General features: G+C 70.7%; 25 protein-coding genes and 1 tRNA gene. 6 read left to right on the top strand and 20 right to left on the bottom strand.

Features of this window, described 5'->3' with window-relative positions; translation table 11 throughout:
- The first annotated feature begins 1,520 nt into the window (after positions 1 to 1,520).
- Genes VGR37_20945 through VGR37_20955 form a run of 3 tightly spaced genes read left to right on the top strand, consistent with a single transcriptional unit; the run spans position 1,521 to position 2,394 of the window.
- Positions 1,521 to 1,784, top strand: a complete 264-nt coding sequence (locus tag VGR37_20945) for a hypothetical protein (GenBank protein ID HEV2149879.1) — start codon at positions 1,521 to 1,523, stop codon at positions 1,782 to 1,784.
- Positions 1,763 to 2,116 (top strand): transposase, encoded by a 354-nt coding sequence (locus tag VGR37_20950; protein ID HEV2149880.1) that lies wholly within the window; start codon positions 1,763 to 1,765, stop codon positions 2,114 to 2,116. Before VGR37_20945 ends, VGR37_20950 begins: the two co-directional genes overlap by 22 nt.
- Positions 2,117 to 2,175: 59 nt before the next feature.
- Positions 2,176 to 2,394, top strand: a complete 219-nt coding sequence (locus VGR37_20955) for a hypothetical protein (protein HEV2149881.1) — start codon at positions 2,176 to 2,178, stop codon at positions 2,392 to 2,394.
- A 47-nt stretch (positions 2,395 to 2,441) separates the two neighbouring features.
- On the opposite strand, the gene VGR37_20960 is transcribed toward VGR37_20955, so the two are convergent.
- The 3 genes from VGR37_20960 to upp form a co-directional block, all read right to left on the bottom strand.
- On the bottom strand, positions 2,442 to 2,885 hold the full coding sequence (locus VGR37_20960; GenBank protein HEV2149882.1) for a nuclear transport factor 2 family protein: 444 nt from the start codon (positions 2,883 to 2,885) through the stop codon (positions 2,442 to 2,444).
- 586 nt (positions 2,886 to 3,471) lie between these two features.
- Positions 3,472 to 3,544, bottom strand: a tRNA-Ile gene (locus tag VGR37_20965).
- A 65-nt stretch (positions 3,545 to 3,609) separates the two neighbouring features.
- A complete protein-coding gene (gene upp, locus VGR37_20970) occupies positions 3,610 to 4,248 on the bottom strand; it encodes a uracil phosphoribosyltransferase (GenBank protein ID HEV2149883.1) in 639 nt (212 codons plus the stop codon).
- Positions 4,249 to 4,369: 121 nt separating this feature from the next.
- Between upp and VGR37_20975 the strand changes: the two genes are divergently transcribed.
- The gene (locus tag VGR37_20975; protein HEV2149884.1) at positions 4,370 to 4,591 is read left to right on the top strand and encodes a cation transporter; all 222 of its coding nucleotides are present in this window, start codon (positions 4,370 to 4,372) and stop codon (positions 4,589 to 4,591) included.
- Between the two features lie 40 nt (positions 4,592 to 4,631).
- Here VGR37_20975 and VGR37_20980 read toward each other — a convergent pair whose 3' ends face one another.
- From VGR37_20980 to VGR37_21050, 15 genes are all read right to left on the bottom strand, one after another.
- Entirely contained in the window at positions 4,632 to 5,303 is a 672-nt protein-coding gene (locus VGR37_20980) for a hypothetical protein (protein HEV2149885.1), read from the bottom strand.
- A gap of 27 nt (positions 5,304 to 5,330) precedes the next feature.
- Entirely contained in the window at positions 5,331 to 6,239 is a 909-nt protein-coding gene (locus tag VGR37_20985; protein ID HEV2149886.1) for a type II secretion system F family protein, read from the bottom strand.
- A gap of 25 nt (positions 6,240 to 6,264) precedes the next feature.
- Complete coding sequence (locus VGR37_20990) at positions 6,265 to 7,257, bottom strand: type II secretion system F family protein (protein ID HEV2149887.1); 993 nt, start codon at positions 7,255 to 7,257, stop codon at positions 6,265 to 6,267.
- Complete coding sequence (locus VGR37_20995) at positions 7,251 to 8,702, bottom strand: CpaF family protein (protein ID HEV2149888.1); 1,452 nt, start codon at positions 8,700 to 8,702, stop codon at positions 7,251 to 7,253. Before VGR37_20995 ends, VGR37_20990 begins: the two co-directional genes overlap by 7 nt.
- On the bottom strand, positions 8,695 to 9,948 hold the full coding sequence (locus tag VGR37_21000; protein ID HEV2149889.1) for an AAA family ATPase: 1,254 nt from the start codon (positions 9,946 to 9,948) through the stop codon (positions 8,695 to 8,697). Before VGR37_21000 ends, VGR37_20995 begins: the two co-directional genes overlap by 8 nt.
- A gap of 58 nt (positions 9,949 to 10,006) precedes the next feature.
- The gene (locus tag VGR37_21005) at positions 10,007 to 11,020 is read right to left on the bottom strand and encodes a Tad domain-containing protein (GenBank protein HEV2149890.1); all 1,014 of its coding nucleotides are present in this window, start codon (positions 11,018 to 11,020) and stop codon (positions 10,007 to 10,009) included.
- A 54-nt stretch (positions 11,021 to 11,074) separates the two neighbouring features.
- Positions 11,075 to 12,379 (bottom strand): pilus assembly protein N-terminal domain-containing protein, encoded by a 1,305-nt coding sequence (locus VGR37_21010; GenBank protein HEV2149891.1) that lies wholly within the window; start codon positions 12,377 to 12,379, stop codon positions 11,075 to 11,077.
- Between the two features lie 30 nt (positions 12,380 to 12,409).
- The gene (gene cpaB, locus VGR37_21015; protein HEV2149892.1) at positions 12,410 to 13,252 is read right to left on the bottom strand and encodes a Flp pilus assembly protein CpaB; all 843 of its coding nucleotides are present in this window, start codon (positions 13,250 to 13,252) and stop codon (positions 12,410 to 12,412) included.
- Positions 13,253 to 13,265: 13 nt separating this feature from the next.
- Positions 13,266 to 13,655, bottom strand: coding sequence for a TadE family protein (locus VGR37_21020; protein ID HEV2149893.1), 390 nt, complete (start codon positions 13,653 to 13,655; stop codon positions 13,266 to 13,268).
- Between the two features lie 23 nt (positions 13,656 to 13,678).
- Positions 13,679 to 14,281, bottom strand: coding sequence for an A24 family peptidase (locus VGR37_21025; protein HEV2149894.1), 603 nt, complete (start codon positions 14,279 to 14,281; stop codon positions 13,679 to 13,681).
- Between the two features lie 54 nt (positions 14,282 to 14,335).
- On the bottom strand, positions 14,336 to 14,521 hold the full coding sequence (locus tag VGR37_21030) for a Flp family type IVb pilin (protein ID HEV2149895.1): 186 nt from the start codon (positions 14,519 to 14,521) through the stop codon (positions 14,336 to 14,338).
- Between the two features lie 114 nt (positions 14,522 to 14,635).
- Positions 14,636 to 14,821, bottom strand: coding sequence for a Flp family type IVb pilin (locus VGR37_21035; GenBank protein HEV2149896.1), 186 nt, complete (start codon positions 14,819 to 14,821; stop codon positions 14,636 to 14,638).
- 124 nt (positions 14,822 to 14,945) lie between these two features.
- Entirely contained in the window at positions 14,946 to 15,407 is a 462-nt protein-coding gene (locus VGR37_21040; protein ID HEV2149897.1) for a hypothetical protein, read from the bottom strand.
- A gap of 49 nt (positions 15,408 to 15,456) precedes the next feature.
- Complete coding sequence (locus tag VGR37_21045) at positions 15,457 to 16,101, bottom strand: hypothetical protein (protein ID HEV2149898.1); 645 nt, start codon at positions 16,099 to 16,101, stop codon at positions 15,457 to 15,459.
- A complete protein-coding gene (locus tag VGR37_21050) occupies positions 16,098 to 18,005 on the bottom strand; it encodes a hypothetical protein (protein HEV2149899.1) in 1,908 nt (635 codons plus the stop codon). Before VGR37_21050 ends, VGR37_21045 begins: the two co-directional genes overlap by 4 nt.
- Positions 18,006 to 18,531: 526 nt before the next feature.
- Between VGR37_21050 and VGR37_21055 the strand changes: the two genes are divergently transcribed.
- Both VGR37_21055 and VGR37_21060 read left to right on the top strand, forming a co-directional pair.
- Positions 18,532 to 19,431: an ATP-binding cassette domain-containing protein gene (locus VGR37_21055; GenBank protein ID HEV2149900.1), complete on the top strand. Its 900-nt coding sequence runs from the start codon at positions 18,532 to 18,534 to the stop codon at positions 19,429 to 19,431.
- Entirely contained in the window at positions 19,424 to 20,698 is a 1,275-nt protein-coding gene (locus VGR37_21060; GenBank protein ID HEV2149901.1) for an ABC transporter permease, read from the top strand. Before VGR37_21055 ends, VGR37_21060 begins: the two co-directional genes overlap by 8 nt.
- 110 nt (positions 20,699 to 20,808) lie before the next feature.
- Here the strand turns inward: VGR37_21060 and VGR37_21065 are convergent, their stop codons facing one another.
- Both VGR37_21065 and VGR37_21070 read right to left on the bottom strand, forming a co-directional pair.
- A complete protein-coding gene (locus VGR37_21065) occupies positions 20,809 to 21,885 on the bottom strand; it encodes a hypothetical protein (GenBank protein HEV2149902.1) in 1,077 nt (358 codons plus the stop codon).
- Between the two features lie 98 nt (positions 21,886 to 21,983).
- Positions 21,984 to 22,702: tetratricopeptide repeat protein (locus tag VGR37_21070; protein HEV2149903.1), on the bottom strand; the 719-nt coding region annotated here is incomplete at its 5' end.

Consider the following 22,702-nt stretch of genomic DNA (forward strand, 5'->3'; position numbering starts at 1 on the left):
GGTATCGGGCTGCTCCGCGCACGCGAGCACGATGCGGGCACGCAGGGCGAGCGCCTGCGCTGTCTTCGGCCGACGCGCCAGGCGAAGAAGTGCCTCTCGGTCCGACTCCGAGAGCGCGAGCGGGGTGGGGCGAGGTCCTCGGGGCATGGCTCCCTCCAGTATGGGACCATACCCGGTCTCGCACCACCCGGGCCAAACAGCCGAATGGTTCCTAACTCAAACCACTAGTTCCCGGCCAATTCGAGGGCCCGGATCCTGTACGGCGGCCACTGTCAAAGCGCAGTACGACGCCCTCCTCCACACCGGACTTCCGATGCCACAGCCACACGATCTGGTACGTGCCCTCCCCTGCTGGCAACGAGCCGCCCTCGATCGCCTGGATCTCCCAGCTGCGATCGGGACCCTGCAATCCCGCAAGGTACTCCACCAGCGGCTGAACACCACGCTCTCCGGTCGCCCGCGCGTCCATGCTCTCCCGGAGGAAGGCTTCAGCCGCCTCAGCGTACCGGCGCGGAGCGCGCTGAGGAGCTCTGGCGCGAGCACCACGACGGTGCGATCGAGCGCGGCTACGTCAGGCGCCCGCTTCGCACACCGCTCGCGGAGCGCCGCGTGCACGTGACGCATCGCACGTGTAGCACCAGGTCCGCCGGAGTTCGCGGTGACGACCACCGCGATGTCCTCGTCGGGGAGGATCCGGAGCTCGGCGAGGAAGGCCCTGTTGCCGCCTGAGACGAGGGCCTCCGGCGGCAAACCGACCCTCTCGACGGTGGCCGCCGTGACGAGCCGGGGTCGTCCCTTCGCCGCGCGCAGCTGCAGGCGCGCGAACTCGGCCAGGTCCAGAATGGTCATGGAGACGCCGCCTGCGGGCTGGAGAGCGGGGGCGAGGCGCGGAAATCTCCCGGGATCGGCACCGGCCCGGCCGCGCCCTCTCTGTGACCCCACGGCTGTTCCGCTGCCGCATCTATGGGAAAGCCGATGGATGCACTCTCCATGCGGAGCGGGCAGAACAGTCGCTCGCGGGACAGCTCCTCCCAGACCTGTCCCGCTGCCTGCTCCGCCATGGCATAGGCAACAGCGATCCCCGCGTTGGAGTACCGGTACCGGGAGCCTGGTGGAACGACAGGCGGGCGGCTCAGGAGCCGGGCCACGAACCTCTGGCCTTGCGTGCATCCGCTGTCCGCAAGCGTATTCATGCCCGTAGACACCGTTGCGCATTCAAGCGGGCTGCGCCATGAAAGTTGACCTGCAGCCGCGGATGAGGAAGAGCCCTATGGAGTAAGAGGGTGCCCTGGAGCTTTGTGCCGCAAGGCCTCAGCCGGGACTCCGCTCACTCGGAAGATCTGTGGGATCTCCTTGAACCTCCCCGAGGACATTCGGTGCGGGCGATCTCACCGCCACTCCCAGTCTACCCCACTTTTGTAACCCCCGTGTGCAACTTACAATGAGGAGGTCCATGGCAGGCTTCCAGCAGCGACTTCGGGGTTGCGAACCGACCTCAGTCCCTCTGCAGGAGCACTGCCATGGACCCCGAACTCTTTCTGACGCACATCTTCTGCCTCTGCGACGATCTGCTGCCACGTCAGCGGCTGCGCCAGAGGGGATTTGCCCCTGCACTGAGTGACAGCGAGGTCCTCGCGATGGAACTCGCCGACGAGTTCCTGGGGCTGGAGAAGGAGACGGATCTCTACCGCTTCTTTCGCTGGCATTACACCCTCTCTTCCCCGCCCTCACGAAGGTGCATCGCACCAGCTTCACGCGCCAGATGGCCAACCTCTGGGGGGTGAAGTACCTCGTGGGGCGGCGCATACTGGAGCGGGTGGTTTTTGATCCCTACTTCTCGATCCTCGACAGCATGCCCGTGCCGATCTGCCGGTTCTCTCGGGCCAAGCGCAGCCGCCTCTTTGCAGGTCAGGCCAGCTATGGAAAGGACTCACTCCAGCCGGGCACCTACTACAGCTTCCGCCTGCACGTGAGGATCTGCTGGCCCGGGGTAATCACCGGCTTCGAGTTGAGCGCAGCCAACGGGGCGGATGTCACTGCGGCGGCCGACCTCCTGGAGCAGGTGCGCGGCTGGGCGCTGGGGGATCAGGCCTACGCGAGCAAGGAGCTCAAGTAGAGAAGCGAGCGGAAGGACTGGCGCTGCTCACTCCTGCTCAGACGAGAAAGCACGAGAAGGTGCCCTGGCCCTTCTGGCTGGTGCTCAAGCGCCGCAGAGTCGAAACGGTGCTGGGCCAGCTGGTCGAGCGCTTCCGGGCCAACCGCACCTGGGCGAGGGACTTGTGGCACCTCTGCTCCCGCTGGCTCAGAAAGGTGCTCGCCCACACTGTGGGGGTCTTCCTCTGCCAGCAGCACGCGCTCTCGGATCTACACCTACGAGACCTCGTCGCTGCCTGACAGAAATAGTTGCACACGCCGGTTGTAAGGCGCGAGGAGCCGGCCAACTACTTTGGTGAGGGGCGGAGCGCCCAGAGGACGTTGACGATCTGCCATCGTCCATCCGCCTTCGCCAGATGCATGTAGTCGATCCAGGAGTCTGCATCCACTCGTACACTGGACGTGCTCTCGAAGATGTCCAGAATGCGCACGTCCTTCCTCTGGCGCTCTTTCGGCGTCTCCTTGCCTCCGCCCCGACGCGTCTGCATGATCAACTCAGAGGCACCCATTTGTCGGATGTCGCTGCTCGCACTCTGCCGGTCGGTGCGCACCAGCCGCTTCGCGAGTTCAGGATGGACGGCTCGGGCCATGCGCTCGGCATCGGCCTCGTACCAGCCCTCGATGTAGTCTAGAGCCGCCTGGCGGATGGCTATTGAATCCGCAGCGACCTGGGCGCGAGCGGGGCTGACGGCGAGCAGGACGACACCGACCAGCAGGAGGAGCTTGCTCATGGAGGTACTTGGGACAAAGTGAACGAGAACGGGTGTGAGCAGCGTGCAGGCGGCTCATCCAGAACACCAGAGGACGCGCAGCAATGCACGCGGTGCGAACTTCTGACACGACCTGAGTAGATGGTTAGAATAGCTGCTAATTCCCAGGTTGCGCCAGGCCTCCATTGTCCGTGCGGCCGTCGGAGCGCCCCTACGGATCTGTTTCCATTTGCCACCCGATAGATGAAACGGCAACACGTCGCGGCGGTAATGCAATCCTCCCCGACAATCTTGTTCCGTCCACTGAGACGACTCACTCCGTGACGGTTACTTTGCGTCCGTCCACGTCGGCAGGCATCGTGAACGGAAACTCAGCCCAAAGTATCGTTGGTCATTTCTCGGAGCGGTACACCCGGTGCCGATTCGCCCAGGTGACCAGGCGTAACCGTTAGGAACTTCCGGCAGTGCGCGCCCAGGCCACGGAGCACCAGCTCTTCTACCTGGAGTGCCCGGTCTGTGGAGCGGCCACCCGAACTGTCAAAGGTCACCTCGCCGGGCCTCTGACAAAGGCAACGCCGGAAGCTGGTCAGCTCCCGGCGCTGCTGTATGGGCCCAGCAGGATTCGAACCTGCGACCAATCGATTATGAGTCGACTGCTCTAACCGCTGAGCTATGGGCCCGCGGGCACTCCCGCGAGGCTACGAATATAGCCCGAAAGCACCCGGATCTCAACGGCAAGACCCCGCTACTTCGTGCCGAACAGCCGGTCGCCCGCGTCCCCCAGCCCCGGCAGGATGTACCCCACGTCGTTCAGCCCGCGGTCCAGCCCCGCCGCGTACACCTGCACCTCCGGGTGGTCGCGCAGCATCCGCTCCACCCCCTCCGGCGCCGCCACCAGGCACATGAAGCGCACCCGCGTCGCACCGGAGCGCTTGAGCGACGCCACCGCCGCCGACGCCGAGCCGCCCGTGGCGAGCATCGGGTCCAGCAGGATGAAGTCGCGCGCCTCCGGCTCCGGCGGGATCTTGAAGTAGTAGTCCACCGGCTGCAGCGTGTCGTGGTCGCGGTACAGGCCGATGTGCCCCACCCGCACGGAGGGCATGAGCCGCAGCACCCCGTCCACCATCCCCAGCCCGGCGCGGAGGATCGGCACCAGCGTGAGCTTCTTCCCGCTGAGGCGCATCTGCGTGGTGGTCTCCAGCGGCGTCTCCACCTCCACCGGGGTCAGCGGGAGGTCGCGCGTGACCTCGTACGCCATGAGCATGGCGATCTCGTCGACCAGCTCCTTGAACTTCTTCTTGGACGTGTCCTTGCGGCGCAGCACGGTCAGCTTGTGCTGCACCAGCGGGTGGTCGATGACGGTCAGGTTGGGGAAGTCGCTCACGTGGCTCTCCGGTGGACGGTTCGCGGGCAAGCTACGGTCCGCCCCGCACCCCGGTCAACACCGCGCCCGGGGCACGGAACCTGCCGCCTCCGTGGCCCTCCAACCGCGACAGGAGAGCGAGATGAAGACCACGCGACTGAACGTCACCGGGATGACCTGCAGCCACTGCGCGCAGACGGTGGAGAAGGCGCTCCAGAACGCCCCCGGCGTCCGCACCGCCACCGTCCACCTGGACGACGGCGCGGCGGAGGTGCAGTACGAGGAGGGGGCCGTCGCCCCGGAGCAGCTGGTGGCCGCGGTGGAGGAGGAGGGGTACGGGGCGCAGGTGGCGGGGAACGCCTGAGGACGCGCGTCGCCGCCTCCGCCCCTGGGCCCCCGCCCGGTCAGGGCGGGGCCGAGGGCGGCGCCGCCGCGGCCGAGTCGGCGGGGGGCGGTGCAGGCTCTGGCGGTGACGCCTCGGGGGCGGCGTCTTCGTAGACGGTCAGCCCCGGAACACCTTCGTCGTTGACGCCCAGCCCCACCCGCATCTGGCCGGCGCGGTCGGCGAAGACGAGCGTGGAGGCCAGCCCGGGCGAGAGGCCGAGCACGGTGCGCGTGCTCCCGGAGCGGTCCGCGAAGGCCAGGGTCGAGGTCTCGTCGGGGAGCACCCCCAGCACCGCGCGCGACCTGCCGTCGCGGTCGCTCAGCGTCAGCCCCGGCGCACCGTCCGGGAGCACGACCAGCCGGGCGCGCTCCCGCCCGTCGCGGTCCAGGAGCCGCACGCGGGCGGAGCCGTCCGGCTCCATCCCCAGGGAGCCGCGCACCACCCCGTCCGCGTCGCGCAGCACGAAGCGGCGCGCCTCCACCGCGTCCGCCACCTTCCCCTCCCGCACCCCGCCCGAGCCCGCCGCCAGCGCCCAGAGCGCCAGCAGCCCCGTGAAGACCAGCGCCACGCCCAGCGCGGCGGAGAGCCGCCGGAGCCGCGTCACCTCGCCCTCCACGTGCTCGATGCGGCGGCCCAGGATGGCCTCCACCTCCCGGAGGAGGACCTCGTTCGGCAGGTCAGCCTGTTGCATGAGCGAGCCTTCCTTTCGGGAGCACGGTTAGAACGAGCCGATCATCTTCAGGAACGAGAACGCCGCCGGGCCGATGGCGATCACGAACAGGGCGGGCATGATGAAGAAGGCGAGCGGGAGGAGCATCTTGACCGCCAGCTTCGCCGCCTCCTCCTCCGCCCGCTGGCGCCGCTTGGTCCGCAGCGTGTCCGACTGGACGTTCAGCGCCTTCGCCACCGAGGTCCCGAAGCGCTCCGTCTGGATGAGGAGCGTGGACAGCGAGCGGAGGTCCTCGACCCCGGTCCGCTCCCCCAGGTTCCGGAGGGCATCCTCGCGCGGCGTGCCGGCGCGGATCTCCAGGTTCACCAGCGCCAGCTCCTTGCTCAGCTCCAGGCTGAGGGCGCGGATCTCCTCCGAGACGCGCACGATCGCCTGGTTCAGGCCCAGCCCCGCCTCCACGCACACCACCATCAGGTCCAGCGCGTCCGGTAGGGCCAGGCGCATCTGCTTCTGGCGGGCGCGCATGCGCCGGTCGAGGAAGAACGAGGGCCCGATCCATCCCACCGCGGCCAGCCAGAGCGCGATGAGGAGGCCGCCCGCCCCGGCGAACGGCGCCGCCACGAAGGCCGTGGTGCACAGCGCGATCGGGAGCGCCACCCGCACACCGCGGAAGATGGGGACCGCCCGCGGCGCGCCGTAGCCGGCCATGACCAGCCGCTTGCGGAGCTCCCGGTCCTGCGCCTTGTCGGCGCCCACCCGCTCCCCGAGCTCCTGCAGCACCTGCTCCCACTGCCCCCGGCGCGACGAGCGGTCGCGGCCGTACGGGGATCCGTCGGCGTGGCGGATCTCGGCCAGGCGGCGCGCCACCGCGGCCGAGCGGGCGGGGACCATCTCCGCGACGAGCACCACGGTCAGTCCGACCGTGATCGCGACGAGGCTGGCGATGAGATAGATCATTGCGGTCGCTCGTGGGTTGCGTCGCTCAGAAGTCCAGCCGGGTGAGCCGCCGGGCCCACAGGTAGCCGAGGACCTGCATCCCGAAGGCCCCGCCCGCCAGCACTCGACCCAGCGGGTGCTCGAACATCCCCATCACGTAGTCCGGGTTGCTCAGGTACAGCAGCAGCCCGATCGCGGTGGGGAGGAGCCCCAGGATGACGGCGCTCAGGCGCCCCTCGGCCGTGAAGACCATCACCTGCCGCTGCAGCGTGAACCGCTGCCGGATCAGGTACGAGAGCTTGTCCAGGATCTCGGTGAGGTTCCCCCCGACCTCCCGCTGGATGAGCACCGCGGTGCCGAAGATCCGCATGTCGGGGAGCGGGACCCGCTCCGTCATCGCGGCCACCGCGTCCTCAAAGGGCATCCCGTACCGCTGCTCCTCCGAGAGGCGGCGGAACTCGCCGGCGATGGGCTCCGGCGACTCCTCCGCCACCATCCGGAAGGCGATGGTGAGGGCGTGCCCCGCGCGGATGGAGCGGCCCAGCAGGTCCACCGCCTCCGGAAGCTGCTCCTCCAGCATGGAGAGGCGCTTCGCCCGGCGGCGGCGCAGCAGCACGAGCGGGAGCGCCGCCCCGAGCGCCGCCCCCGCCAGGCCCACGTACGGCGCACCCGTCACCAGCAGCCCGAGCGCCCCGGCCGCGAGCCCCAGCCCCGCCGTGAGGCCGAGGAAGAGCTCCACGGTCCAGGGCGACTCCGCCTGCTCGATCAGGACCTCCACCTGACGGAGGCGCAGCAGGCGGTACGCGGAGCTGCGGGTCCACCCCGTCTCCCGGCCACTCCGCCCGCGGAGGAGGCTCCCCAGCGCCGCCGCCGCCGGGCCGGCCTCGACCTCCAGCCGCTCGAGCTGCTGCGTCACGCCGCGCCGGGCCCTGCGCTCCGCCGCGGAGGCGGCCATCATCCAGAGCGCCGCGCCGCCGGCCGCCGCGGCCAGGAACACCGCGACGACGAAGGCCCACGCCGCCGGCCCCGCGCTCACCATGCGCGCCGTCCGGCGGCCCCGAAGCCGCTTTCGCTGAAGAGCGCGGCCGGGAGCGGGATCCCGTGTGCCGCCAGCCGGTCCGCGAAGACGGGGCGGATCCCGGTGGGACGGAAGCGGCCCAGCACCCGCCCGTCCTCGCCCACCCCTTCGCGCTCGAAGACGAAGATGTCCTGCATGGTGATCACGTCCTGCTCCATCCCCGCCACCTCCGAGATGGCGATCACCTTCCGGCTCCCGTCCGAGAGGCGCGCCACCTGGACCACCACGTCCAGCGCGCTGGCGATCTGCTGGCGCATGGCGCGCTCCGGGAGGTTCAGGTTCGCCATGGAGATCATGGTCTCCAGGCGGCTCAGCGCGTCGCGCGGGGTGTTGGCGTGCAGCGTGGTGATGGAGCCGTCGTGGCCCGTGTTCATGGCCTGCAGCATGTCCACCGCCTCGCCGCCGCGCACCTCGCCCACCACGATCCGGTCCGGCCGCATGCGAAGCGAGTTGATCAGCAGCAGGCGCTGCGTGACCTCGCCCTGCCCCTCCACGTTGGGCGGACGGGTCTCCAGGCGCACCACGTGCGGCTGCCGGAGCTGCAGCTCCGCCGAGTCCTCGATGGTGACGATCCGCTCGTCCGCGGGGATGAAGGAGGAGAGGACGTTGAGGAGAGTCGTCTTCCCCGCCCCGGTGCCGCCCGAGATGAGGATGTTCAGGCGCGCCTTCACGACCCCGCGGAGCAGCTCCAGCATGGAGTCGGTGAGCGCCTCGTAGCGGATCAGGTCGTCCCCGGAGAGCGCGTCCAGCTTGAACTTGCGGATGGACATGTGCGGTCCGTCCAGCGCAAGCGGCGGGATGATGGCGTTCACGCGCGACCCGTCCGGGAGCCGGGCGTCCACCATGGGCGACGAATCGTCGATCCGCCGCCCCACCGCCGAGACGATCCGGTCGATCACCTGCATCAGGTGCCGGTCGTCCTTGAAGCGCACGTCCGTCTCGTGGAGCTTGCCGCGCTTCTCCACGTAGATCTGGTCGAAGGTGTTGACCAGGATGTCCGAGACCTCCGCGTCCTTCAGGAGCGGCTCCAGCGGCCCGAGCCCGAAGATCTCGTCCAGCACCTGGTCCACCAGCGCGTCCCGCTCCTCGTAGTTGAGGGGCACGGTCTCGCGCGCCAGCAGCTCGTGCACCAGCCGGCGGATCTCCACCCGCACCTCGGAGCGCTCGGCCTTCTCCAGCTTCGCCAGGTCCAGCTTGTCCAGCAGCTCGCGGTGCACCCGCGACTTCACGTCGTCCATGGCGTGCGAGCCGCCGGGCGCGGCGCGGGGCGGCGGCGGCGCCACCGCGACGGCCACCGTACGCGGCGCCTCCTGCCGCGGAGGCTCCTGGCGGGGCGCTTCCTGGCGCGGCAGCTCCCAGGGGAGGGGCGCGCGCGTGCCGTTGCCGTTGGGGGTCGCGTCAGCCATGGGACCGCGTCTCCTGCCTGCGCCCGAAGAGCTTCAGGATCCCGCCGAGCCGTCCCGCACCGTTCCCCGCTGCGGGGGCAATCCCGGCGGCGTCCGCGGCCAGCCCCTGCAGGTCGTGCGAGAAGGGCGACGCCGCGCCCAGCACGACGGGCTTCCCGGTGTTGATGGAGCCCATGACCGCCTCGAAGTCGTTCGCGAGCCGCCAGTGCGCCACCAGCCCAAGCGTGCGCTCCGCCTCCTGGACCGAGATGGCGTTGTTGGGGTGGTACCGGTTCACCACCAGCCGGATGCGCTCCTTCCCGTCGCCGGTGATGCGCTCGATCAGCGGGAGCGAGCGCTTGATGTTGCGCAGCGACGGCAGGTCCACCGTGGTGACCACGTAGATAGAGGTCGCCTCCTCGAACGCGGCGACCGTCAGCGGGCTGAAGGTGTGCGCCGTGTCCACCACCACGTAGTCGTAGTGCTGCTTCAGGAACGCCAGGATGCTGCGCGCCTGGTCGCCGCTGACCGCGTCCGCCCGGTCGGGCTCGTAGGGGGCGGCCAGCAGGTGGACGCCGCTCTCGTGGCGCTCCGTGTACGAGCCCAGCAGGTCCGCGTCCATGCGGTGGAGGTTCTTCGCGATGTCCACCACGTTGAACCGCGGCTGCACCCCCAGGAGGAGCGCGGCCTCGCCCATCTCCAGGTCCAGGTCCACCAGGAGCGTCTTCTTCCCGGTGAGGCGGTGGAGCTGCACGGCGACGTTGGTGGCCACCGTGGTGGTCCCCACCCCGCCCTTGGGGCTGAAGCAGGCGATCAGCTCGCCCGGCGCGCGCGCCCCGCCGTCGCCCTCGCCGCTGCTCCCCAGCTTGCGCTCCACCCGCGCCAGCGCGGCCCGGAACGCCTCGTCCGTGACCGGCTTGGGGACGTACTCGCTGATCCCCGCCTGCATGACGGCCATCAGCAGCTCCGGGGAGAGCGAGCGCCCGAAGGCGACGATCTTCCACCCCGGGTGGTTCTCGGTGAGGAACTCGGCCAGCCGCACCCCCAGGTCCGGGTCGTCGTCCAGGTCCAGGAAGACCAGCGACGGGCTCGCCTGCCGTAGCGCGCCGAGCTGATCGGCGTCGATCCCCGCGAAGGGCGAGCGGATCTCCACCATGATGTTTACGCCGCTTCCCGCGGCCGGGAGCGCCGCGGCGAGCCACTCGCGGAACGCCGCGTCTGCGCTGATCAGCGCTCCGGCGATGATACGGACGTTGTTGGTGTTCATGCGTGCGCTGCCCTTCGGTTGAGCTGTGTCCGGCCGCGGATGTCCGCGCCCGGTGCGTTCACTTCACCAGCCGCAGGTAGAACGTGTTGGTGCTGCACGAGTTGGTGGCCGCGCAGTTGTCTCCCACGCCGATCGCCGGGAAGATGCGCCCCCATGCCTCCTTCACCGAGCCCTTCGTGACTTCTTCGAAGAACACGGCCGCGAAGTTGTCGATGTCCAGCGTCTTCCCCCCGCCCGGGCTGAGGTCGAGCTCGGCCGGGTCGTACAGGGCGATGTTCGCCACGCGCGGGCTCTTCCTCCAGTTGGGTTCGGGGGTCCCGTTCCGGTGGAAGCCCTTCCCTTCCTCGTAGGCGAGCGTCGGGTCGAGGTCGATCAGGTTCTGGACGCCGTTCATGACCTGCCCCACCTTCTCGCCGGGCACGTCGTACGGGGGCTCGTCGTTGACCGTCATGATCCCGTCCATGCAGCCGGGATCCGCGATGATCTTCTGCAGCGCGCCGCCGCCGATCGGCCCGACCGCGGGCCCGATGAGCACCAGCGAATCGCTCTTGGTGGTCCAGAGCAGGATGCGCTTGCCGTAGTTCTCGGGCGTGTAGGCGTAGTTCGGGAGCGCGAACGGCTTCAGGCACTTCCCGGTGCCGGTCGCGGCGGCGACCGCATCGGCGCTCGCGGACACGGGGACGGTGTTGGTCCCCAGGAGGCGCGCGAAGAGCATCGGCACCTTGCCGCTTCCGACGGTGACCCTCACCCGGGTGTCCGCTTCCAGCATCTCGACGCCGACGCCGGTGGAGGGGACGTTCTGGCTGGCCATGTGGTTCAGGCCGGCGAACCGGACGGCCCGCGCCCGCGCCTCGGCCACCTTCCGCGTCGGGTCGGGCTCGTCCATGAGCGCGCTCGCGCCGGCGAGGGCTCCGGAATCGGCGGCGCGCTGCGCCTCGGCGCGAGTGTTGTACATCAGCCCCACGTCCACGGCCAGCGCGCACACCCCCAGGAGGGTGAGCGTGCCCAGGGCCATGAACACCATCGTGGCGCCGCGCTCGTTGCGTACCGGACTCTCCCTCCTGCGCCTCATCTCCTCCTCCGTTGTCCCGGCGTTTCGAATCCGAACCGATCGTTCCACCACCCCCTACGGGCGCGCCGCCTCCGGGCGCATGGGCGGGCTCCAGTTCCAGGTGTCCGGCTCGCCCGTGGGCACGGGCGGCGCTTCCGCGCTGGGGCGCACCAGCCGGGGGGTGACCAGCACCAGCAGCTCGGTCCGGGTCTCCCGGCGCTCGCGGCTCTGGAACAGGGCGCCCAGGATGGGGATGTCGCCCAGCCAGGGGACGCGCCCGCGGTTGTTGAGGAAGGTGTTGTTCATCAGCCCCGCGATTGCGAAGGTCTCACCGTCGCGCAGCTCCACCTCGGTGGAGGCGCGCCGGGTGAGCAGGCTGGGGATCAGGAACCCCGAGATCCGGAGCGCGTTGCTGAAGTCCAGCGACGACACCTCCGGCGCCACCCGCAGCCTGACGTTCCCCGCCCCCGTCACCTGGGGGAGGAAGTTGAGCCGCACCCCGAACTCCTTGAAGACGACCGTCACCCGGGTGGTGTTCGCGTCCCCGCCCTGCACCACCGGGTAGGGGAACTCGCCGCCGGCCAGGAACGATGCCTCGGCGCCGTCCAGCGCGAGCAGGTTGGGCTCCGCGAGCGACCGGAACTCCCCCCGGGTCCGCTGCGCCTCGATGGTGGCGTCCAGGGCCACGTCGCTGCCGAAGAGCATCAGGCGGAAGAGCTCGGAGGAGATGGTCTGCACCGCGCTCTGGTCCACCCCGCGGATCCGGTCCGGGTTGGCGACCGCGATCGAGGTGCGCAGCTCATCCAGCGCGTTGCGCGACACCTCGGCGAAGCGCACCTGCAGCAGCACCTGCTGCGAGGCGGGGGAGACCAGGTTGTCCACCACCGTGGCCCCGGTGGCGCGCGCGAGCTGCAGCGCCAGGGCGGCGGAGCGGGGGCTCCGGGCGGTGCCGGAGACGACCACGGTGCCGCCGGTGGCCGCGACGGTGATGGGCTCGCCAGGGAAGAGCGTGCGGAACTGGCGCTCCAGCGCCGCTGCGTTCACCGTCACCTCGATGGACGTGGTCCGGCGCGCTCCGTTGACGTCCCAGATGATCAGCGTGGTGGTGCCGAGCGCCTTCGCGTTCACCAGCACTTCCCGCGGCGACACGGCGGTGGCGTCCGCGACCCCCGGGTCACCGATGGAGACCCGGGCCACCGGGGCCGGCGAGGTGACCAGCACGGACTGCCCCTTGGGGACGATGATCACGTCCTCCTGCACCGTCTGGGCGGCGGCGGGCTCCCACCGGCAGAAGAGCGCGAGGAGAACGAGGGTCAGGACCCGCACGGGGCGGACGACCTGGCGCGAGCGGACGGGGCCGGCAACTGTCGGGAAGCGCATCGAGTGTCGGTGTCGGCGTGAGGATCGGACTCAGAACGTCTGGAGGGACCGGACCCCTCCCTTGAAGGTCTCCACGACCATGCCGGCCCTCTCCCTCGGCGCGGCGGCGCGGGGCTGCTGCTGCACCACCACGTTGCGCGGAGCGGCTGCCGCGGCCGGGGCGCTCTGACCCAGGAGCCCGGCGGTACGGGCGCCCTGGGTGTTGGGCCGGCCGGCGTCGAGCATGTTGCGGAGCGCGAGCTGGATGCGGCCCTCGGTGGCGGCGAGCGTCAGGCGCTCGGCGTCCTCCGGGCTCACCAGCAGGGTGATCACGGGCACGGTCTGCGGCTTCCCCTCCGGGTCGCGCTGCACGGTCTGCCCGGCGGCGAGCGCGCGGACGTCCTGCAGGACCACGCGGGTCATGCTTCCCTGGTCGTTCCCGCGGTCCAGGGTCACAAGCACGTCCACGCGGGTGCCGGGGACCACGAAGCCGGCCACGCCGATCACCTCGTCCACCTTGACGCTCACGGCGCGCATCCCCTCAGGGATCAGGATCGGGAGCCCTCCGCCGGCGCTCTTGTCGGCGAGCTTCGCCGCGAGCACGGGCTCGTTGGGCTGCAGGTCCGTGAGGAGCCCGCGTCCCACCAGCTCCGCGACACTGCTCGAATAACCGGGCGGAAGGGTCGGGGAGCTCCACTCCACGAAGTGCACGTCCTCCTGCCGGAGGATGGTGCCCTGGGGGAGGTACCGTGCAGCCACGGCGAGCTGCCCCTTCTGCGCCGGCCCCCCGCCCGTGGTGGGGGCGGCGCTGAGCTGCGTCAGGGCCAGGTACGCGGCCAGCAGGCCGCAGACGACGGCCGCCAGCAGGACCGGAACGAGTCTCGTCTTACGCATGTGTCCCTTCCATTTACTCGATTCGCATCCGGGCCTGCGTCTTCAGGGGGACCTTCACGGGCCCCATGAATCCGCTGACAAAGGAGAACGGGTAGTCGTACTCGATCCGCACGGTGGCCGGCGCGCCGTACCCGCCCGAAAGTCCATGAACCGTGACCACCCTGGGGGTGATTCCCTGGTCCTTCAGCCGGTCCTTTACGATGGTGACTACGGTCGCGGAATCGGGCCCCGTGGAGACGACGGCGCGCCGCACCCCCTCGCGGGCCGTGTCCGTGAGCACCTGGTAGCGCCGGTACATCTCTGCGAACTCCACCATCCCCAGGATCAGGAAGATCAGCATGGGGGCGGCGATGGCGAACTCCACCAGCGCGGCGCCGGATTCGTCCCGGACACTACGCCGCATCTTCCGTCCGACGGTTTTCCGGGTCACAGCGCACCTCCCAGCAGCAGGGTTGCCGAAACCCCGACCGCGACCGCCACTCCGTAGGGGATGCTCACGACCCCAGGCGACACGAGGGTGGGGCGTTCACCCGCCCGTCCCAGCGTCACCGCGTACTTCATCAGGGCGACGCAGCTGAAGAGGACCGGGATGATCACCCGGGCGCGGTACGTGGCCCAGGCCGCCATCACGGCGCCGGCGAACGAAGCCACGACCAGAGCGCCGACCAGGCCCTCCGGCCCGAGGAACGCCCCCACGGCGATTACCAGCTTTGTGTCCCCGCCTCCGACGGCCCCGAGCGCGAAGAACGGGAGCATTACGAGCAGGCCGAGGCCAGCCCCGCCGATGCCGGACAGGAGCGTCTCACCGCCCGGGATCGCCCGGAACGCCAGCGCCAGCAGAAAGGCCGGCACAGTGAGCGCATTCGGTATGCGCCGCTCGCGAAGGTCCCACCATGCGGCGACCAGCACTGCCCCGACGAGTGCCCCCGTCGTTAGCGACTCAACCATCGTTCGTCTCCTCGTTTCATCGCTGCGCTGGAAGATCCAGCGGCAGACGTCCTCCCGATCGCCCGCCTGCGAGTCAGCCACAACGCTCCCCCCGCCCGCCGGCGTCAGCGGACGGGGGAGCGAACCGCGCCAGGGTCAGATGCCCGTGTCGACAGCGGTGCCGGCCTTGGTGCTGACCTTGGTGAAGAGGGTGTCGATTCCACCCTTGAAGGTCGTCATCGCGGCGACCACGACGGCGATGATGAGGCCGACGATCATCGCGTACTCCACCAGGGTCGCGCCCGACTCGTCGTTCCACAGGTTCTTGATGAGAGCGGTCATGTGTTCCTCCCGGCCCGTAGGCCTGTCGTAGAGTTGGACTTTAACTGCCTGCCGTGAGACCCTCGGAACCCCGCTGCCCCCCGCTTCGCGCGGGGGGCAGTGAGCGAGTTTGCGTCAGATGCCCGTGTCGACAGCGGTGCCGGCCTTGGTGCTGACCTTGGTGAAGAGGGTGCTGATTCCACCCTTGAAGGTCGTCATCGCGGCGACCACGACGGCGATGATGAGGCCCACGATCATCGCGTACTCCACCAGCGTCGCGCCCGACTCGTCGTTCCACAGGTTCTTCATGAGAGCGGTCATGTCTTCCTCCCGGCCCGCAGGCCAAGTTGGGAATGGGTGGGCAGCGTCTGGTCTTGGACCGCTCTGCCCGGGTTTCGAGGCTCTCCGGCGAATTCCGCGGCCTCGGTACAACGTCTCGTTCCGTTCAGGGTCCGGGCGGCGTACCGCCCGGGTCGTCCACCGTTATCGCCGTCTCGGGGGCTTCGCTCTCGCCCCCAGGATCGATCCTGCTCTCCACGATCTGCAGGGCGTCCCGGACCGCGTCGTGCACCGGCTCGCGGAACCCCAGGTAGAGGGCGGCTCCCCCGGCGACGAGCGCCGCCGCCACCAGCGGCTTCCAGGGAGAGCTGGCCTGCCAGTCGTTCCGCCTCAGGTCGTATCGCACCTCCCAGTTCCGGCACACCGGGCAGGTGAGGTCGAGGACCCCGTCCGACTTCCGCGCCACCGTCCAGAAGAACGCCCTCTCCGCAGTTCCGCAGCGCCTGCAGGTCAGCGTCCGGATGTCCTTCTCGCCCAGCCCGGCCGCGCAGAACAGGGGGTAGTTCTCTTCCGCGTTGCGGCGGAGAAGGCCCAGGTCCACCGCCGGCGCGCCCGCCGCTTCCCGCATCTCGCACCTCCACCTTCCGGAGACGGGCCCAGCCCGCGCCCGTCGAGGGTCACCTGTTCCCCACCAGCCCGATCAGCCCCACCATCACGCGGACGTTGTGGACGGGCCCGAAGGCGTCTCCGCCCCGGCTCTCGAACGGCGACTCCAGCGTGACGTGGTCCGCGAAGTCCAGGCGCAGTCCCAGCGGCGTGTCGAGGAACACCACCCGTGGGACGAAGTCCACGCCCGCACCCACCACGAGCGCGAGCTGCCGTTCGCCCGACCCCGGGTAGACCGCGTCGCCGAGCACCACCGGCCGCCCGCGCCCGAAGCCGTAGTTGACCACCCCCGCCCCCAGGCTCAGGTAGGGAGCCACGCTCCCCCCCTCGCGCGGCGGGACGGGCCGGAGCAGCACGCTGCCGTCGAAGAACCAGGTGTTGATCTGGCGCTCGTCCAGGCCGGTGCGCAGCGGGCGCTGCGTGAAGGCGACGTTCGCCCGGGCGCCCACCCGTCCGCGCCAGTACCACTGGTCCGCCTGGAGATTCGCGACCCACCCGGGCTCCAGCTTCAGCTCCGAAGCGCCGCCGAAGGAGCCGAACCAGATCCCCCCGCCCCCGTAGCCGATGGAGCCGCTGTGCGTCTGGGCTGCGGCGGGCGCGGCGCAGAGCGCCGCCAGCACGGCACCGGTCGCGAGCGCCCGGATGGCCCCGCTCATCGCACGTCTCCGTTGCGCACGTCCAGGATCAGCACCCCGCCCGAGGAGGTCACCGCGTAGACCCGCGCCAGGACGCAGTCCGCCGGTCCCTGGCGGAAGTCCGCGGGACAGGCGTTCGCGCCCGGCCCTGGCGGCCCCACCCGGAAGGGCCCCGCGATCTCGTCGCGGATGGGCACCTCGCCCACCGCGCGGTAGCTGGTGGTCTCCACCACCTGGATGCTGCGGCGGCCGGTCGCGGCCAGGGCGTGCACCCGCAGTCCCGTGGCGCCGGGCAGGAAGGAGGCGCCGCGTCCGTCCGGCTGGGCGGTGCGGCCGAGCAGCCGCAGGTCGTTGCCGAAGAAGAAGCTCCCCGTGCTCCCGCGTGCCACGCCCAGCGAGCCGTCGGCGTTCAGGTCCACCGAGCGGATCCGGTCCGACGCGTTGTTCACCAAGTCGCGGATGTCCTCCACGCTCGATAGGGCGCCGCCCTCCGCGCTCCAGGTCATGATGCGGCCCGCCGGGGTGCGCAGCCCCTCGCCGAAGACGATCCACCGGTGGTCGGCCGAGTGCCGCACGAAGGTGGTGTCGGAGAGCGCCAGCGCCTCCGGGAGCCGCCACCGGAAGCCGGGGAACACCTCCGCGTCCGAGCCCATGCCGCGGAGCTGGTCCCGGGCTTGGAGCGCCGGAAGCGGATCGCTGCGGATGATGCGCTGCGGGCTGGAGCCGGGGACGTGGTCCACGAGGACGACGTGCGTGGGGCCGACGATGCGGACCGTGTCCACGTTGCCGATCGCGATGACTTCCTTGGTCCCTTCGAGCGAGCGCTCGTGGAAGAGGAAGCGCGCGTCCCACGTGCCCCACCCGGGCTGGAACTCCGCCACGCGGATGGAGCCGACCGGCGCGGCCTGCGTCGCCACCGTCGAGTAGAGCAGCCGCCCCCTGGCGTCCTGCGCGACGAACTGCGGACGGTCCGTGTAGTTGAAGAAGTTCAGGTTCTTGTACTGCCCGTCCTCCGTCTGGACCTCGTAGAGGATGGTGCGCGGGATCTGGAAGCGGCGCCCGAGGTCCTCCCGCAGCTCGCCCGTGGCGGAGAGGGGGACGAAGGAGACGTTCACGCCGCCGGAGTTGGCGACGATCAGCGTGTCCCCGCTCATCGTCTTGGAGAGGCCCCACGGCTCCGAGCCCACCAGGATCCCGCCGGGGCGGAGGCGGCGGCTCCCGATCTCCAGCACGTCCACCCGGTGCGCCGCGCGGTTGGAGAGGAAGAGGAGCTGCCTGCGGTCGTCCACCACCAGGTCGCCGATGCTCCCGGGGCTCACCGAGAGCCGAACCGTTCCCCCGGCCGCGACCATCACCTCGGCCCGCTGCCCCGGCGTGGCCGCCGCGATCTTCGCACCGCCCACGCTGTCGCAGGGGAGCGTCTGTGGGATGGTGTCCACACCTGCGGCGCAGGCGCCGCTGGAGTGGACCGCGTACCCGTGCGCCTCGAGGCGCACCACGTCCGCGGCCCGGAGCTGTCCGCCCAGCGTGCGGAGCACCTCCCCGAACGAGACCGCGACGGTGCGGGTCACCTCGGTCTGCCCGGCCGGGATCGCCGCCCCCGGAACCGCGATCACCCGGGGGCTGCTCACCCCGGGGGCGCTCACCAGCAGCGTGGCGCCCACCTCGGAGATGGTCCCGGTCTTCGTCTTCGCGGTCACGGAGAAGCGGAGCGAGTCGCCCGCCTCGGCACGATCCGGGGCGTCCACCCGCAGGGCGACCGTCTGCGGCGCGAGCGTGACCACCGGCCCATCCACGCCCTTGCCGGGATCGAGCGGGTCCTCCACGCAGCCGCCCAGGAGGAGGGGGAGCGAGGCCGTGAGAAGCACGCGGCGCACGAGGCCCGCTGAGGGTGCACGCACCCGGGAGTCGACGACGTAGAGCATGTACGCTCCAGAAGGGGAACCAGTGAACACCGACGAGTCGGCGGCATCGAGATGCCGGGCGGGTCCAGGGCCCTGGTGGATCGAGCGGCCGTGGGGCACCGCGCGGTCCGGACCTCCGCTGGCCCGGTGCATTGGCAAGCCACGTACCGTTACAATCCAGATCCGTAAATACGTATTATGCAACGATTTACGCCGATACAACCCCGATGTGCCCTCGTCGACGACCCCGTGCTTCCCCTCACCCCGTTACAGCGGAGAAACGATACGTTACCCGTCGGCCGGCCGGCGGCACCGGCTCCGGACCGCGTGTCACGGGGTCGTCCACGGCTACGGCACTGCGGCATCTTCGTTTGTCTCCACCGGTGCGTGGACGGCTGCGGCGGGGGATGCGCGATCCGGGACCGCCGCTTACCTTCCGGGGCATTGCCCGGAACGCTTCCCCGCCGCCCTCCCGCCAGGCCGCCGCCCAATGGAACATGCCGTATCTCTGCAACACCTGTCGAAGCGGTTCGCAGGCCACACCGCCGTGGACGACCTCAGCCTCGCCGTGCCCGCCGGGACCATCTACGGGATCCTCGGCCCCAACGGCGCCGGAAAGTCGACCACCATCCGCATGGCGATGAACATCATCGTCCGCGACACCGGGCGCGTGTCGCTGCTGGGCGCGGACCCCGAACAGGAGCCCGGCGTGCTGCGCCGCGTCGGCTACCTCCCCGAGGAGCGGGGGCTCTACCGGAAGATGCGGGTGCTCGACGTCATCGTCTTCTTCGCTCGCCTGAAGGGCGTACCCGCCGCCACGGCGCGCCGCGAGGGAGAGCGGTGGATCGAGAAGATGGGGCTGGGGGAGTGGCGCGGAGCGAAGGTGGAGACGCTCTCCAAGGGGATGCAGCAGAAGGTGCAGTTCATCACGACCGTGATCCACGACCCCGACCTCCTGGTGCTGGACGAGCCCGCATCCGGGCTGGACCCGGTGAACCAGGAGGTGCTGCGGGACACCATCCTGGAGACCCGCGCCCGCGGGAAGACGGTGATCTTCAGCACCCACAACATGGCGCAGGCCGAGGAGCTCTGTGACCACGTCTGCATCATCGCGCAGGGGCGCAAGGTGCTGGACGGCGGGCTGCGGGAGGTGAAGCGCGCCAGCCGCACCGGCCGCTACGCCTTCGCCTTCGACGACCCCGCCCCCGGGGTGGAGGAAGCGCTCCGCCGCGACGACCGCTTCGGCGAACCGGCCCGCACCGGCGACGGATGGGAGGTGGAGCTGCCGGACGGCGCCGATCCCCGCGCGCTGGTGGCTGCGCTGAACGCACTGGACGCCCCCCTCGTCCGCTTCGAGCGCGTGGAGCCCTCGCTGCACGAGATCTTCGTCGCCCGCGTGGGCGACGCCGCGACCCCCCACCGCCGCCCGGAGCTCGCCCGTGTCTGAGATACTGATCGTCCTCGCGCGCGAGTTCAGGGAGCGGGTCCGGACCCGCGGGTTCGTGCTCACCACCCTCCTCTTCCCCGTTTTCATCGGGGCGCTGACCCTCCTCCCGGCGATGTCGGGCGGGGGCGGCGAGCGGAGGCTGGTGGTGGTGGACGAGGCCCCGGCGGGGATCGGCGAGTACGTGGTGCAGAGCCTATCCCGGCCCCCGGCGGAGGGGGACCGTGACGCGTACACCTACCACCTGGAGCGGGTTGAAGGGCCGCTGGACGCGGTGCGCGGGGAGCTGAGCCGGCGGGTGCTCGCCGAGGAGATCGACGGCTACCTCTACCTCCCGGCGGGGGTGGTGGAGGGGAACGAGATCGAGCTGCGGGCGCGCAACGTCGCCAACTTCCAGGTGGAGCGCGACGTCCGGGTGGCCGTCTCTCAGGCGGTCCAGGCCGCCCGCATGCGCGAGCAGGGGCTGGACGTCACCGAGGTGTCGTCGCTCCTGCGGCCGGTGAAGGTCCAGACGCTCCGCGTGACCCAGCAGGGGGACTCGGCCGAGAGCGGGCGGTCCAGCTTCCTCCTGGGCTACCTCCTGGGGTTCATGGTCTACGCGCTGGTGCTCCTCTACGGGATCAACGTCATGCGCAGCGTGCTGGAGGAGAAGACCAACCGCATCGCGGAGGTGATCGTCAGCTCCATGAAGGCCACGCACCTGATGGCCGGCAAGATCCTGGGCGTGGGCGCGGTGGCCCTGCTGCAGGTTTCCATCTGGGGCGCAATCGCGGCGCTCGCCGTCGCCCGCTCCGGGGGAATCGCGAACCGCCTGGGCCTCCCCGCCGACACGCTCGGCGACTTCCGGGTGGAACCGTGGATCCTCGCCTCGGCGCTGGGCTTCTTCGTCCTGGGCTTCCTCCTCTATGCCGCGCTCTTCGCGGCGGTGGGCGCGGCGGTCAACAGCGAGCAGGAGGCGCAGCAGTTCCAGACGGTGGCCCTCCTCCCGCTCATCGCCCCGCTCCTCTTCCTCCGCCAGGTGATCACCGACCCGCTGGGCCCTACCGCCACCGCGCTCGGCATGATCCCCTTCACCGCGCCGGTCACCATGCCCATGCGCCTGGCCGCCGCCGCCGTCCCCGACTGGCAGGTCGCGGTCTCCCTGGCCGGCACCTTCCTGGCCGTGCTGCTCATGGCCTGGGTGGCCGGGAAGATCTACCGGATCGGGATCCTCAGCACCGGGAAGAAGCCCACGCTGCGGGAGCTGGGGCACTGGCTCCGGGCGGCATGAGCCGTCGAGTGCCCGGCTCGCGGGCCGCTGATTGAAAGAGCCCCGCGCCATCCTGCCGGCGCGGGGCTCCGTTCATACGGACCCACGGAGCGCGAGAGCACCCGGCCGGGTCATGCGTCGGGCCTCAGCAGCAGTCCGACCAGCGCGCCGCTCGCCACGTCCCGGGCACTTACGAGAATCGTTCCCGAGTTGTTGATCGCAAGCGCCTGAAGCAGGTCCCACCGCCCGTCCGGAAGGAGCTCCTCCAGCTTGTGGAAGCGGCCCGACCTCCACACGAACGGGTGCGACTCCGAGGCGTACATCCCCGACACGGCGGTGCCTACGATCTCCCCGCGGTCGTTCATGCCGGAGACGAAGACGCTCCACTCCGCGCCGATGGCGGGGGGAACGTCCGGCCTCCCGAGGTCGCGCATCCGTCCGTTCTCCCACAGGAAGACCCGGCTCTCCCCGCTGGATGAGAGCCAGGTGCCGGCGACCTGCCCGCGCTCGTTGATGGCGGACGCGATGCTCTCGCGCCCGCTCAGGGTCCCCAGGGAGACCTGCCGTCCATCGCTCCTCCAGAGAAGCGCCCGGAAGTGGTCCTTGTGCGTCCCCGCGTTGGGGATGGTCGTCCAGGAGTAGGCGGTCCCCACCACGTCTCCCGCGTCGTTCAGGTCGGCCACTCCCGCCGTGTCGTGCAAGATCCGCAGGGCCCCCGCCGTCCAGATGAAAGCGTTCTCGGTGTGGTCGTTCCCGGGGATGGAGCCGATCACCTGCTCCCTGTCGTTGATGCCCCGGACGAACAGCTCCGGCCGCGATCCCAGCGGGATCTCGAACCGCACGGGAGTCGTTCCCCGCCAGAGGAGGCCCTCCCTCCGGTTCAGCAGGCCCACCGCATTCCCGAGGTCGTTCACGTCCGTCACCGTCGCGGCGGGGAACGGATACCGCGGGTCGTCGTGCGATCCGGGAACCTCGAGCCGGGTGAAGGCCCCCGCCTCCCATCGGTACACGCCCCGGTTGCCGCTCCCGACCACCTGGCCACGGTCGTTGAGGGCCGTGGGCATGAACTCGCCCAGGTCGGGACGGCCGAACTCCACGGCCGTGTACGAGGGAGGGGCGGCCGGCTCCGCGGGTCCGCCGTCGCAGGCGGCGAACAGGAAGGAGAGGGCGGCCCCGAGGACGGCGGGGCATCTGCGAAATGGATGCATCTTCAACGGCTTCAGGTGGATGGATCGGCGTGCTGTCACCCTGGGGACGAGGACGCACCCGTCTCCGTCACCCCGGGGCGGCGGCCCCGCAGGCGGCCCTACCAGTCCCGCACCGCCCGGCCCCTCGGCTGCTGCTTCCGCAGCTTCTCCCCCTGCACCTCCGCCTCGGCGCGCTGCGCCCCTGCGAGGATCTGCTCCGCCTCCAGCGTGCTGAGGCCGCTCCCGCCGGCCGGCGCGGGATCCGGGGTCGGCGCCGGATCGGCGCCCGCCCCGCCCCCGCCCTCCTCCTCCCCCCCGCCGCCTCCGCCCCCCGAGGGCTCCTCCTCCCGCTCCAGCAGCCGCAGCGCGATCTCCAGGTTCCACTTCGCGTCGAGGTCCGCGGGATCCAGCAGCAGCGCGCGCTGGTAGGCGGCCACGGCGCGCTCCAGCCGGGGGCGCCGCTCCTCCTCCGGGACGACCCGGTGGAAGACGGGGAGGAGGTCCGCGTTCCCGCCGTTGTACGACGCCGGCTGCCGGACCCCGGGCTCGGGGGCGGCGGACGCGGCCTCCAGGTGGGCCCGGGCGGAGTCGTACGCCTCGAGCTGCAGGAGCGCCGTCCCCAGGTTGTAGCGGAGCTCCGGAGAGCGGTCGCCCCTCGCCAGCGCGCGGGCGTACTCGGCCGCCGCCCGCCGGTATTCCCCCTCCCGGTAGAGCCGGTTGCCGCGGTTGCACCCGGCGGCGGCGAGCGCGAGCGCCACCACCAGCGGGACCCGCAGCCTCGACGCGCCCCCCCCACGCCTGGAGCCGCCGCCCTCCCCTCCCGTGCGCTGGGCGGGGC

The sequence above is a fragment of the Longimicrobiaceae bacterium genome (assembly GCA_035936415.1).
Taxonomy (GTDB): Bacteria; Gemmatimonadota; Gemmatimonadetes; order Longimicrobiales; family Longimicrobiaceae; genus JAFAYN01.

Coding starts and splice junctions, on each gene's coding strand:
- VGR37_20945 (HEV2149879.1), top strand. CDS start 1,521: ATGGACCCCGAACTCTTTCTGACGCACATCTTCTGCCTCTGCGACGAT.
- VGR37_20950 (HEV2149880.1), top strand. CDS start 1,763: ATGGCCAACCTCTGGGGGGTGAAGTACCTCGTGGGGCGGCGCATACTG.
- VGR37_20960 (HEV2149882.1), bottom strand. CDS start 2,885: ATGAGCAAGCTCCTCCTGCTGGTCGGTGTCGTCCTGCTCGCCGTCAGC.
- VGR37_20975 (HEV2149884.1), top strand. CDS start 4,370: ATGAAGACCACGCGACTGAACGTCACCGGGATGACCTGCAGCCACTGC.
- VGR37_20980 (HEV2149885.1), bottom strand. CDS start 5,303: ATGCAACAGGCTGACCTGCCGAACGAGGTCCTCCTCCGGGAGGTGGAG.
- VGR37_20985 (HEV2149886.1), bottom strand. CDS start 6,239: ATGATCTATCTCATCGCCAGCCTCGTCGCGATCACGGTCGGACTGACC.
- VGR37_20990 (HEV2149887.1), bottom strand. CDS start 7,257: ATGGTGAGCGCGGGGCCGGCGGCGTGGGCCTTCGTCGTCGCGGTGTTC.
- VGR37_20995 (HEV2149888.1), bottom strand. CDS start 8,702: ATGGCTGACGCGACCCCCAACGGCAACGGCACGCGCGCGCCCCTCCCC.
- VGR37_21000 (HEV2149889.1), bottom strand. CDS start 9,948: ATGAACACCAACAACGTCCGTATCATCGCCGGAGCGCTGATCAGCGCA.
- VGR37_21005 (HEV2149890.1), bottom strand. CDS start 11,020: ATGAGGCGCAGGAGGGAGAGTCCGGTACGCAACGAGCGCGGCGCCACG.
- VGR37_21010 (HEV2149891.1), bottom strand. CDS start 12,379: ATGCGCTTCCCGACAGTTGCCGGCCCCGTCCGCTCGCGCCAGGTCGTC.
- cpaB (HEV2149892.1), bottom strand. CDS start 13,252: ATGCGTAAGACGAGACTCGTTCCGGTCCTGCTGGCGGCCGTCGTCTGC.
- VGR37_21020 (HEV2149893.1), bottom strand. CDS start 13,655: ATGCGGCGTAGTGTCCGGGACGAATCCGGCGCCGCGCTGGTGGAGTTC.
- VGR37_21030 (HEV2149895.1), bottom strand. CDS start 14,521: ATGACCGCTCTCATCAAGAACCTGTGGAACGACGAGTCGGGCGCGACC.
- VGR37_21035 (HEV2149896.1), bottom strand. CDS start 14,821: ATGACCGCTCTCATGAAGAACCTGTGGAACGACGAGTCGGGCGCGACG.
- VGR37_21040 (HEV2149897.1), bottom strand. CDS start 15,407: ATGCGGGAAGCGGCGGGCGCGCCGGCGGTGGACCTGGGCCTTCTCCGC.
- VGR37_21045 (HEV2149898.1), bottom strand. CDS start 16,101: ATGAGCGGGGCCATCCGGGCGCTCGCGACCGGTGCCGTGCTGGCGGCG.
- VGR37_21050 (HEV2149899.1), bottom strand. CDS start 18,005: ATGCTCTACGTCGTCGACTCCCGGGTGCGTGCACCCTCAGCGGGCCTC.
- VGR37_21065 (HEV2149902.1), bottom strand. CDS start 21,885: ATGCATCCATTTCGCAGATGCCCCGCCGTCCTCGGGGCCGCCCTCTCC.